This window comes from Actinokineospora alba (assembly GCF_004362515.1).
In the GTDB taxonomy this organism is placed as follows: Bacteria; Actinomycetota; Actinomycetes; order Mycobacteriales; family Pseudonocardiaceae; genus Actinokineospora; species Actinokineospora alba.
In genome coordinates this window covers 4,152,196-4,163,912 of sequence record NZ_SNXU01000001.1, presented here as the reverse complement: position 1 = coordinate 4,163,912, position 11,717 = coordinate 4,152,196, and the positions used below count along the sequence as shown (strand labels likewise).

Below are 11,717 nucleotides of genomic sequence, written 5' to 3'. Positions count from 1 at the left end.
GCCGAAAGTCGTTCTCTCCACTGTGGACACGTGCCGCGCGGGCCCGGCGTGGGTAGCCTCGCGGGGTGACCAGTCGACTCGACGCCCCGATCGTCGCCGTGACCGTTTATCCAGGACAAGCGCGGATCACCCGCCGCGGAGTGCTCGGCCTCGAGCCGGGTGAGCAGCGGGTGGCCATCGGCGGGCTGCCGATGTCGCTGCATCCGGATTCGGTGCGGGTCAACGGCCGCGGCCCGGCGACCGTGCTGGGTGTCGATGTGCGCGCCGAGCACCACCCGCGAACCCCCGACGGCGTTGTCGCCGAGTTGGAGGAGCAGCGGGACCTGATCCGCCGCGCTCTCGACGAGATCGGCGACAAGGAGACCGTGCTTGCCGCGCGGGCGGACATGGTCACGAACCTGGGCAAGCACGCGGGCGGCACCTTCGCCAAGGCCCTCGCGCGCGAGCAGACCGACCCCGCGCGCGTCGCGTCCGTGTCCGACGAACTGGCACGGCAGCTCGCGTCCGTGTTGGCCGACCAGCGCGACCTCGCCTCCGCGCGACGCAAGGTGCAGGAGGAGCACGACGAGATCGAGCGCAAGCTCAACGACCGCTACGGCCATCGCGCGCCGGACCGGATGGCCGTCGACGTCGACGTGGAGGTCGCCGAGGCAGGTGACCTGGAGTTCGAGGTCTCCTATCTGGTGCACGGGGGCAACTGGGAGTCGCGCTACGACGTGCGGCTGTCCGAGGGCTCGCTCGCGGTCACCTGGTTCGGCTTGGTCACCCAGCACACGGGCGAGGACTGGCCGGAGTGCGACTTGCGGCTCTCGACCGCCCAGCCCACCGACGGCCTGAACGTGCCCGAGCTGTCGCCTTGGTACGTCGACGTGCTGCGGCCGATCGCGCCCAAGATGGCGCGTGGCGGCGGCTACGGAGCGGCCATGGACGCCGCTCCGGGCGGGTCGATGCCGATGCCCGCGATGGCGGCGGCAGCGCCTGCGATGGACGAGCGGTACGCGGTTGTCGAGCAGGGCGCCACCTCGGCCACCTACCGGCCCGCGCGCCCCATCGCCGTCCCCGCGGACGGCACGGCGCACCGCACCACGGTGGCGGCGTTCGACCTGCCCGCTGAGACCGACCACGTGACCGTGCCCGTGCGCGGGCCCGAGGCGTACCTGCGGGCCACGGTCACCAACACGTCGGAACACACGCTGCGACCGGGCCGGGCGTCGATCTTCCACGACACGGAGTTCGTCGGCGCGACCGACCTGGAGCCGTGGGCGCCGGGCGAGGAGGTCGAGCTGACGCTGGGCGTCGACGAGCGCATCCGGGTCGAGCGTGAACTGGTCCGTCGCTCGGCGGGCAAGGCGGTCCTAGGCGGCACGCGGCGCCAAGAGGCCGCTTACCGGATCAAGGTGGGCAACTTCGGTCCGCGCGCGGCGAGGGTCACGGTCATAGACCAGGTTCCCGTTTCGCGAAGCGAATCGATCATCGTCCGCGAAGTCACGCTGCGCCCGGACCCGGCGGAACGGACCGAGTTGGGCGAAGTCACCTGGAAGCTCGACCTCGCCCCCGGCAAGAGCACCGAGATCGACCTCGGCTTCCGCCTGGATATCGCGAAGGGCGTGGAGATGTCGGGCTGGCGGGACTAAGGCGCGAACGCGGTCAGGGCGTCCTCGGCCCGGCGCATCGACTCGGCCGGGTCGACGTCCGGGGAGCCGATCTCCGGGTCGAAGTTCAGATCGATGAACAGCTCGGTGACGCCCTGCTCCGCCAGCAACGCGAAGTCGCCGCGGATCTGCTCAAGCGTGCCGGTGAGTGGACGGGTCCGCTCCGCGCGCACGCGAACCGCGCCTCGGCACACGAACCGCAGCTGATCGGGGTCGCGGCCCGCGTCGGCCGCGGCCTCGCGCACGATCTTGACCGAATCGCCGATAGCGGAGAGGTCGGCGCGGCTGCTGCTCACCCAGCCCGCGCAGAGCCGACCCGCGCGACGCAACGCCGGTTCCGCGGTCGCACCGAGCAGGATCGGCGGGCCGCCCGGCTGCACCGGCTTGGGATCCATCCGGGTCGCGGGCACGCGGTAGAACTCGCCGTCGTGCTCGACGACGTCGTCGGTCCAGAACCGGCGCAGCAGCGGCAGGTATTCCTCCGCGCGCTTGCCGCGGCCCGCCATGTCCGCGCCGACGGCGGCGTACTCCTCTTTCGCCCACCCGATGCCCAGGCCCGCGTCGAGCCTGCCGCCGCTGAGCACGTCGAGGGTGGCCAGCTGCTTGGCCAGCAGCGGCGGGGCGAAGAACGGCAGGTTGAGCACGGCGATGCCGAGCCGCACCCGGCTGGTGTGGGCGGCGAGGAACGACGTCGCCGCGACCGGGTCGAGGACCGACCGGTAGGACTCACCCCAACTGCCGTCCGGCGGCGAGAGCAGCCGCTGGAACGTCCACACCGAGTGGTAGCCGAGTTCCTCGGCGCGGGCGGCGACCCGCACGAGGTTGGCCACTGTCGCCCACGAGCCTGACACCGGGGCAGCGAATCCGATCAGCACGAGCCCCACGCTACTGATGCGGCACACTGGCGGCATGACTGAGGGACTCGACGACCCGTACCTGTGGCTGGAAGAGGTCACCGACGAGACCGCCCTGGACTGGGTGAAGGCGCGCAACGCCGAGACCACGGCCGAGCTGGCGGGCGAGCGTTTCGACTCTCTTCGCGCGGGAATCAGGGAGGTCCTCGACGCCGACGACCGGATCCCGTACCCGCGGCGCCGCGGCGAGTTCCTCTACAACTTCTGGCAGGACGCCACCCACGTGCGGGGACTGTGGCGGCGGACCACGCTGGAGCAGTACCGCACCGCCGAACCCGAGTGGGAGGTCCTGCTCGACGTCGACGCGCTCGCCGAGCGTGAGGACGAGAACTGGGTGTGGGCCGGTGCCGCGGTCCTCAAGCCCGACTACCACCTCGCGCTGGTAGAGCTCTCCCGCGGCGGCGCCGACGCCACGGTGGTCCGCGAGTTCGACCTGCGGACCGGCGAGTTCGTCGCCGACGGGTTCACCCTGCCGGAGGCCAAGTCCCGGGTCGGCTGGATCGACGCGGACCGGATCTACGTCGGCACCGACTTCGGCGACGGCTCGCTGACCACCTCGGGTTACCCGCGGGTGATCAAGGAGTGGCACCGCGGCACACCGCTGGCCGAGGCGGTCACCGTGTTCGAGGGCAAGCCCGAGGACGTCTCCGCCTACGCGGTGCACGACTCCACCCCCGGGTTCGAGCGGGACTTCGTCGGCCGCCACCCGGAGTTCTTCACCTCCGAGGAGTTCGTGCGCACCCCCGGCGGCCTGGTCCGCATCGACGTGCCGGACGACGCCACCTCCGACGCCCACCGCGAGTGGCTGCTGGTCTGGCTGCGCTCGGACTGGACCGTGGCCGACACCACCTACCGGTCCGGCTCGCTGCTCGCCGCGAACTTCGACGCCTTCCTCGCGGGCGAGCGCTCACTGACGGTCCTGTTCGAGCCCGACGCGCACAGTTCGCTGGCCGGCTACTCCTGGACCCGCAACCACCTGATCCTCAATGAGCTGGTCGATGTGAAGACCAAGCTCGAAGCGCTGACTCCAGGACCGGACGGCTGGACGCGCGCACCGCTTCCTGGGGCGCCCGAGCTCAGCTCCGCGGACGTGATCGACACCGACCCGGACCACAGCGACGAGTACCTGCTCAACGTAAGCGGCTACCTGCAGCCCGCGACCCTGCTGCGCGGCGAGATCGGCGGCGAGGTCGAGGCCCTCAAGCAGGCGCCCGCGTTCTTCGACACCGAGGGCCTCACGGTCCAACAGCACTTCGCCACGTCCGACGACGGCACGAAGGTCCCCTACTTCGTGGTCGCCGGACGTGACCCGAAGGGGCCCACGCTGCTCTACGGCTACGGCGGCTTCGAGATCTCGCTGACCCCGTCCTACGCGGGCGGCATGGGCCGCGCGTGGCTCGCCCAGGGCGGCACCTACGTGGTCGCCAACATCCGCGGCGGCGGCGAATACGGGCCCGCGTGGCACCGCGCGGCGCTGCGCGAGAACCGCCCCCGCGCGTACGAGGACTTCGCGGCGGTCGCGCGCGACCTCGTGGCCCGCGGCGTCACCACCCCGTCGCGCCTGGGCATGCAGGGCGGCAGCAACGGCGGCCTGCTCGCGGGCGTCATGCTGACCCGCTACCCGGAGCTGTTCGGCGCGGTCGTCAGCCAGGTCCCGCTGCTCGACCTTCGCCGGTACCACCTGCTGTTGGCGGGCGCGTCCTGGATGGCCGAGTGGGGCGACCCGGATGACCCGGCGGACTGGGCTTACCTCAAGGAGTTCTCGCCGTACCACAACGTCCACAGTGGACGGGAGTATCCGCCTGCCTTCTTCATCACCTCTACGCGCGATGACCGGGTGCACCCGGGTCACGCGCGGAAGATGGCGGCGAGGATGCGCGAACTCGGTTATGAACCGAAGTACTACGAGAACATCGAGGGCGGGCACGGGGCGGCGGCGGACAACGAGCAGCGGGCGTTCATGTCGGCCATCGTCTACGAGTTCCTGCTGCGCACACTGCAGTGAACGAGCCTGTCGGTGCCTGTCTGTAGGGTCTAGCGCGTGTTGGCGCTGCACTGTCTGGCCACGGCTGCGGGAGAGGTGGCGCTGTGGGCTGAGGATTCGGAGTTGCCCCCGCGCCGCGCGAGTCGAACGGCTCGGGCACATCCGTTCGCGGTGCCCTCCGACGTCCTCACCGACCGGCTCGGCGTGGCCGCCAAGGCCCGGACGCTGCCGGTCCTGCTGCCCTCCCGACCGGCCGCGCCGGTCGACTCCCCCGAGTTGGTCCGCGACCCCATGGTCATCCTCGCCAAGCCGCGCGGGGAGGTCACGCTGCGGCCTTGGCAGGTGCCGGTCCTCGGCTGCGAACCGGCCGCGCTGGCCGCCGAACTGCCGCGGCTGCTCGACCTCGACGACGACATCCGGCCAGGCGCGAGTGTCCGCTTCGTCGCCACCGTGGCCGCGCTCGCCGAAGACCTCGTCGACCGCGGGCGGGTGCTGCCCGCCATCGTCACCGAGGCCGACGGTCCGGCGGCGCGCTGGCGGCCGGTGCTCTCCGGAGCCGACGCCGCCCGGTTCGCCCGACTGCGCGACAGCGTCCCGCCGGTGGCGCGCGCGGAGCAGTTCGAGCCCGACCTGCTCGACGGGCGCGACGCCGACGACGTGCTGCGGCAACTGCTCGACGCCATGGTCGACGGGGTCGCGCGAAGCAGGCTCGCCGACTCCCCTGTCGCGCCCCCGGGTAGTTACCGGGCAATTGAGGAGGCGTCCGGGGCGTTCCTCAACGCGCTGACCGGGGACCCGCACATCGATGCCGACAGCTCCCTGGTCGACCTGCTGAGCCGCCAGCTCGACACCTGGCGGTCCGGCGCCGCGCACCAGAACCCGGTCCGCACGTGTCTGCGGCTGAAGTCCCCGGAGCAGGCCGAGCAGTGGGAGGTCGAGTTCCTGCTGCAGGCCGCCGACGACCCGAGCGTCCTCGTGCCCGCCGCGCAGGTGTGGAACGGCGAGAGCGTCCTGCACCGCTGGGTGACCCGCCCGCAGGAGCTGCTGATCGCCGACTTGGCGAAGGCGGCGCGGATCTTCCCCGACCTCGACACCGCCCTGCGCGACTCGCGGCCGATCGGCATGAAGCTCGACACCGAGGGCGCCCACCGGTTCCTCAGCCACGCCCCCGCGCTCGACCAGGCCGGGTTCGGCGTGCTGCTGCCGACCTGGTGGCGCCAGTCCTCGGGCATCGGCCTGCGGTTGACCACGGCGTCGCGCGGCACCGCGGGCACGGTCAGCCGCAACACCATGCTGGGCAAGGACGAACTGGTCGACTATCGCTGGGATCTGGCGCTGGGCGACCTCACCCTCAGCGAGCACGAACTCAAGGAGCTGGCCGCCGCCAAGGTGCCGCTGGTGAAGGTCCGCGGCCAGTGGATGCATCTCGACCAGCGCAGGCTCGCGGCAGGCCTGGCCTTCCTCGAACGCTCGGGCAGCGGGCAGATGTCCGCGGGCGAGGTCATCGACCTGGCCGGGATGCCGCCGGACGACGGCGAGTTCCCGGTCCCGCTGCTCGACGTCGGCGGCACCGGCTGGCTGGCCGACCTCCTCGGCGGGTCCGTCGAAGCCACCCTCGACCCGGTCGACACGCCCGCGGGCTTCACCGCCGAACTGCGCCCCTATCAGCGCCGAGGGCTGGCCTGGCTCACGTTCCTGGACCGGCTCGGGCTGGGCGCCTGCCTCGCCGACGACATGGGCCTGGGCAAGACCGTGCAGCTGCTCGCGCTCGAAGTCGCCGCCCGCGCGACACCGGGCCGCGCGCCGACCCTGCTGGTGTGCCCGATGTCGGTGGTCGGCAACTGGCAGCGCGAGGCCGAGAAGTTCGCCCCCGACCTGCGAGTCCACGTCCACCACGGCGCGGACCGGATGAGCGGGCCGGAACTGGCCGCCGCCGTCGAGGGCACCGACCTGGTCATCACCACCTACGCCCTCGCCGCCCGCGACACCGCGGAGCTGGCTGAGCTGACGTGGGACCGGATCGTCCTCGACGAGGCGCAGAACATCAAGAACAGCGCGTCCCGGCAGGCGCAGGCCGTTCGGTCGCTGCCCGCGCGGCACCGGATCGCGCTAACCGGCACGCCGGTAGAGAACCGGCTCGCCGAACTGTGGTCGATCATGGACTTCGCGAACCCCGGACTCCTCGGACCGCTGTCGCGGTTCCGTGCGCGCTACGCGGTCCCGGTGGAGCGCTATGGCGACGAGGACGCCGCGGCCCGGCTGCGGCGGATCACCGGCCCGTTCGTGCTTCGCCGGGTTAAGACCGACCCGGCGATCATCGACGACCTGCCGGACAAGATCGAGATGAAGCAGCTCTGCAACCTCACCACCGAGCAGGCCACGCTCTACCGCGCGGTTGTCGACGACATGCTCGGCAAGATCGAGGAGAGCGAAGGCGTGCAGCGCAAGGGTCTGGTGCTCGCGACCATGACCAAGCTCAAGCAGGTCTGCAACCACCCGGCGCAGTTCCTCGGCGACGGCTCACGCATCGCGGGCCGCTCGGGCAAGCTCGCCCGGCTGGAGGACATCCTGGAGGAAGCGCTCGCCGAGGGCGACCGCGCCCTGTGCTTCACGCAGTTCGCGAGCTACGGCGCGATGCTGGTCCCCTATCTGGCCGCCCGGTTCGATACCGACGTGCTCTTCCTGCACGGCGGGACGCCCAAGAAGCAGCGCGACGCGATGGTCGAGCGGTTCCAGTCCGGCGACGGCCCGTCGATCTTCCTGCTGTCACTCAAGGCGGGCGGCACGGGCCTGACGCTGACCGCCGCCAACCACGTGATCCACCTGGACCGCTGGTGGAATCCGGCGGTGGAGGACCAGGCCACCGACCGCGCCTTCCGGATCGGGCAGCGGCGCGACGTGCAGGTGCGCAAGTTCGTCTGCATCGGGACGCTCGAGGAGCGGATCGACAAGATGATCGAACAGAAGAAAGCGCTTGCCCAGCTCGTCGTGGGCGCGGGCGAGGACTGGCTGACCGAGCTGTCCACCGCCGAACTGCGCGAGTTGGTCACCCTGTCCGCGGAGGCCGTCGGTGAGTGACGAGTGGTGGCGCACCGAGCCGACCAAGCCAATCCGGGTCGAGGGCGGGATCCGTACGCGCAGCCAGCACGGCGACATCGCGCGCACCTGGTGGTCCCGCCGGTTCTTCGAGGTGCTGGAGTCGCTGGGCATGGGCGGGCGGCTCGAACGCGGCAAGCGGTACGCGCGCGCGGGGCAGGTGTTGAGCCTGTCGCTGTCGACCAGCATCGCCGTCGCGCAGGTCCAAGGCTCGCGGCCGGAGCCGTACCGGGCGCGCATCGGGATCAAGGCGTTCACCCCGGAGCAGTGGATCGAAGTGGAGAAAGCGCTTGCGGGGCAGGCGCTGTTCATGGCGAAGCTGCTGGCCGGGGAGATGCCCGCCGACATCGAGGCGGTGTTCGACACCGTCGGACTCAAGCTGTTCCCCGACTCGTCGCGGGAACTGTCGATGGACTGCTCCTGCCCGGACTGGGAAGTTCCGTGCAAACACCTGGCCGCCGCCTGCTATCTGCTCGCCGAGTCGTTCGACGCCGACCCGTTCGAGATGCTCGCCTGGCGCGGCCGCGGCAGACAGGAACTCCTGGATCATCTCCGGGCGTTGCGCGACAGCACGGTGACCGCGGCGCCCGCGGACGTCGGTGAACCGCTCTCGTCAGTGCTCGATTCCTTCTGGGGCAAGCCATCCCCGCGCACCGGGGACGCACCGGCCGCGGCGGACAAACCGGACGCCCTGCTCGACCAGCTCGACCCGCTGCCGGTGATCGTGCGTGGGCGGGCGATGGTCGAGTTCCTCCGACCCGCGTACCGGACCATGGTGGAAGGTTCATGAGACTTGCCGGACGGGTGGCCGCGGTCGCCGAGGAATTGCTGCGCCGCAAGAAGTTCGTCAGCCCGCTCGACGTGATGACCGGGCTGGGCTGGCTCAGCGGGCGCGTGGTCGAGTCGTGGGAGCAAGGCCGGACGCCGCAGCTGGACCAGGTCGCGGCCGTGCCCGCGGAGCGGATGGCCGAGGTTGTCGAACTGCTGCACGAGTGGGCCGAGGAGCGCGGGCTCGCACCGTCCGAAGTGGACTACATCGCCGCGACCCGGGATCGCCGGGCCCTGGTCTTCAGCGGGACCGACGACAAGCGGTACCGCACCCACTGGACCGACCCCGAACTGCCCGCGGCGCGGCGGGAGAAAGTGCTGGAACGGCAGCGGAAAGTGCCGGATCTCGTGGTCATCCAGCCGGACAAGCACTGGTACTGCTCGCAGTGCCAGGACACCGGCGACTTCCACTTCCTGGAGGACGAGCGCCCGCTGTGCCTGGGCTGCGCGGACATGGACCACCTGGTGTTCCTGCCGTCGGGCGACACGGCACTGACCCGGCGCGCCCGCAAGGCCAGCGGGCTGGCCGCGGTGGTCGTGCGGTGGGACAAGTCCCGCAAACGCTTCCAGCGGCGGGGACTGCTGGTCGAGCGGGGCGCGCTCGACGTCGCCGAGGAGCAGTGCTTCGCCGACGAGGAACTTCGGGAGCGGCGCAAAGCCCGCGACCGTGAGCGGCGCGCCGCCCAGGACGTCGAGTTCCAGGCGGCGTTCGCGCTGCGCATCGCCGACCTGTTCCCGCGCCTGGCGATCGAGCGGGCGAAGGCGATCGCCGAGCACGCGGGAACAAGGTCCAGTGGCCGCGTCGGGCGTTCGGCGGCCGGTCAGGCGCTGGACGAGAACGCGGTCACGCTCGCGGTGGTCGCGGCCATCCGGCACGAGGAGACCGAGTACGACGCGATGCTCATGGCCGGGGTCGCCCGAGCCGAGGCGCGCGAGCGGATCCGCGACGACATCGAGCGGGTGCTCGCCGAGTGGCGCGCACCGTGAACTGCGAACTCACTGTCCTGAACTGCGAACTCACTGTTCTGAACGGTGAACTCGTTGTCGGGAACGGGCGACTCGCGGTTATTTGACCTCGTCGCTGGGGGCCTGCCAGGTGTTGCAGGAGGCACTGGACTTGCCCTCGAAGCCTGCCTTCGCCCAGGCGGACTGGTTCTTGCGGCTGCCGTGGGTGTCGCTGTTCACCGTGTCGTCGAAGCTGTCGACGGAAGCCTGCGCCAGGTCCTTGTCCACCGAACCGTTTCCGGCGACGGCGGCCAGGAACGCCCCGGCGAAGCAGTTCGCCTGAAGCTCCACGCGCCTGCTCAGTTCGAGCAACTCGGCTTCGTCGGCGACCCGTTCCTGATCCTGGACGGCGCGCAGGATGCCAGCCTGGGCCTGCACATGGTGCCCGTACTCGTGGGCGAGGACGGCGAGGTGGTACGCCGTCTCGTCGCCCGCGTCGCGGATCAGCCGCTCGCGCGGCATGTAGATGATCTTGTCGCGGGCGCAGTAGAACGCCGTCGCCTCGTCCTCGTGCGGGGCGAAGCCGCACTTGGTGCGCGGGTCGTCGGCGATGTTGAGCCCGGGGCTGCGGAACGGCAGGTTCACCGAGGTCAACACGGGTCGCCACGCCTCGTCAAGGCAGGTGATGCCCTTGCGGTAGTAGCTCTCGAGTTCGCCCGCACCCGTGTCGAGGTCCGGCAGGTCGCACGCGGCCGAGCGCAGCGCCGCGCCGGGAACCAGCACCGGGTTGGCCGCGAGTTCGGCAAGCGAACCCGGATCGGCGCGGGGGCGTTGGCCCACGCCGTGCTCGCCGACCGCGTACGCGGTGCCCTCCACCGTCGTCGACAGACCACCAGAGGTCACCTTGCCGAGCACGGCGATCCACGCGATGCCGACCAGCACGATGCAGAGCACGGCGAACAGCACCAGCGGCGAGTTGCGGCGCGGCGGCTCGGCGATCGTGACGACGGAGACCTGGGACAGGAAGACTTCCCGGTAGTCCTCGGGCAGCGCGGGCGTCCGCGGACGCTCACCCTCCGGCTCGTTCACCTGCCACCCCCGTCGTCGGCCGCTTGTGGACCGGCGCCCGATGGGCGTGCGGTCCCCCCGAACCGGCCGTGCCCATCATATGCGGAGCGCTACGAGACCACTTTCGGCAGACGTCGAGTCATCGATAGCGCTATCGCGCCCAGCACGACGGCCGTGGCGAGTCCCGCCAACACCAGCGTGCCCTCAGCCTGCCCATAGTGGCCGGTCCTGGTCACGTGGAAGACCAGGTGCGGGACGGCGAAGGTCAAGTACGCCATCAGCGCGACTCGGACGAGCGTTCGTTCGAGCGTGACCGCGGCGGCCGTGAGCACCACGGCGATTCCCAGGCTCGCCGCGCCGAAGTCGCGGAAGAGGTGGTCGCTGAACGGTGGGTCCAGCGCGACCGTGGGGACGGTGTCGTAGAACGAGCGCGGGAACAGCAGGGTCCACCCACCCAGCACGGCCTCGGTGAGGGCGAGCAGCGCCACGATCGCCCTCATGACTTCGCCAGGAACGTGTCGAAGTCGACGAGGCCGTCGGCGTGCTCGGGTGTCAGGTGTTCCCCACGCCGGTAGGCGGCGAAGGTCTTGCCGGGCAGCCACAGCGGGACGGCGGGGCGGCGGCTGCCGGTCGACCGCAGGTAGGCGCGGGCGAGGTCGCCCGCCTTCTCGACCCTGGGTCCGCCCAGGTCGGGAACCCGACCGGCGGGCGCACTGCCCGCCAGGTCGATGAGCCGGGCGGCCACGGTCTCGGTGTCGACGGGCTGGAACCGGAGCGAGGGATAGAACAGGACTGGGAGCCGCTGCCGCGACCACAGGAGCGCGAGCAGGTCATGGAACTGCGTGGTGCGCAAAGTCGTCCACGGAATGCCCGAGTCCTCGATCCGCCGCTCTACCGCCAACTTGGTCTTGTAGTACGGCAGCGGAACGCGGTCGATGCCGACGATCGAGATATAGACCAAATGCTTGATACCGGCCGTCTTGGCGGCGGCGAGAAGTTTCTCGGTGGCGACAACGTCTTTGCTGCCCAGCGTGGTCGCGCAGTGGATGACGACGTCCACCTCGGCGAGCGCGGCGTCCAGACCGTCGCCGGTGAGCAGGTCGACGGGCGGTGTAGTCGAGCGGCTGATCGCGCGCACGGGCCTGCGTGCGTCGGTCAGTTGGCGCACCACGACACGGCCGAGGGTGCCTTTGCCGCCGGTCACCAGAATCGGTGGGGTCACGGGGTTCC

Annotated in this window: 9 protein-coding genes; 5 read left to right on the top strand and 4 right to left on the bottom strand. The window is 70.9% G+C overall.

Features of this window, described 5'->3' with window-relative positions; translation table 11 throughout:
- The first annotated feature begins 65 nt into the window (after nt 1–65).
- Entirely contained in the window at nt 66–1,634 is a 1,569-nt protein-coding gene (locus tag C8E96_RS19220; RefSeq protein ID WP_091371588.1) for a mucoidy inhibitor MuiA family protein, read from the top strand.
- Here C8E96_RS19220 and C8E96_RS19215 read toward each other — a convergent pair.
- Nucleotides 1,631–2,527: a TIGR03619 family F420-dependent LLM class oxidoreductase gene (locus C8E96_RS19215; RefSeq protein ID WP_091372800.1), complete on the bottom strand. Its 897-nt coding sequence runs from the start codon at nt 2,525–2,527 to the stop codon at nt 1,631–1,633. The genes C8E96_RS19220 and C8E96_RS19215 overlap by 4 nt on opposite strands.
- A gap of 34 nt (nt 2,528–2,561) precedes the next feature.
- On the opposite strand from C8E96_RS19215, the gene C8E96_RS19210 reads away from it, so the two are divergent.
- Genes C8E96_RS19210 through C8E96_RS19195 form a run of 4 tightly spaced genes read left to right on the top strand, consistent with a single transcriptional unit; the run spans nt 2,562 to nt 9,461 of the window.
- A complete protein-coding gene (locus C8E96_RS19210) occupies nt 2,562–4,571 on the top strand; it encodes a prolyl oligopeptidase family serine peptidase (protein WP_091372803.1) in 2,010 nt (669 codons plus the stop codon).
- Between the two features lie 36 nt (nt 4,572–4,607).
- Nucleotides 4,608–7,628 carry a DEAD/DEAH box helicase gene (locus tag C8E96_RS19205; RefSeq protein WP_091371590.1) on the top strand — a complete coding sequence of 1,007 codons (3,021 nt, stop codon included), beginning with the start codon at nt 4,608–4,610 and terminating at the stop codon, nt 7,626–7,628.
- Nucleotides 7,621–8,436 (top strand): SWIM zinc finger family protein, encoded by an 816-nt coding sequence (locus C8E96_RS19200; protein ID WP_091371591.1) that lies wholly within the window; start codon nt 7,621–7,623, stop codon nt 8,434–8,436. The genes C8E96_RS19205 and C8E96_RS19200 overlap by 8 nt, the downstream gene beginning before the upstream one ends.
- Nucleotides 8,433–9,461 (top strand): DUF2293 domain-containing protein, encoded by a 1,029-nt coding sequence (locus C8E96_RS19195; RefSeq protein WP_091371599.1) that lies wholly within the window; start codon nt 8,433–8,435, stop codon nt 9,459–9,461. The genes C8E96_RS19200 and C8E96_RS19195 overlap by 4 nt, the downstream gene beginning before the upstream one ends.
- 78 nt (nt 9,462–9,539) lie before the next feature.
- Here C8E96_RS19195 and C8E96_RS19190 read toward each other — a convergent pair whose 3' ends face one another.
- The 3 genes from C8E96_RS19190 to C8E96_RS19180 form a co-directional block, all read right to left on the bottom strand.
- Nucleotides 9,540–10,508, bottom strand: coding sequence for a neutral zinc metallopeptidase (locus C8E96_RS19190; RefSeq protein WP_166658051.1), 969 nt, complete (start codon nt 10,506–10,508; stop codon nt 9,540–9,542).
- Between the two features lie 89 nt (nt 10,509–10,597).
- Nucleotides 10,598–10,987 carry a hypothetical protein gene (locus C8E96_RS19185; RefSeq protein WP_091371605.1) on the bottom strand — a complete coding sequence of 130 codons (390 nt, stop codon included), beginning with the start codon at nt 10,985–10,987 and terminating at the stop codon, nt 10,598–10,600.
- The gene (locus C8E96_RS19180; RefSeq protein WP_091371607.1) at nt 10,984–11,709 is read right to left on the bottom strand and encodes an SDR family oxidoreductase; all 726 of its coding nucleotides are present in this window, start codon (nt 11,707–11,709) and stop codon (nt 10,984–10,986) included. Before C8E96_RS19180 ends, C8E96_RS19185 begins: the two co-directional genes overlap by 4 nt.
- Nucleotides 11,710–11,717: the final 8 nt, after the last annotated feature.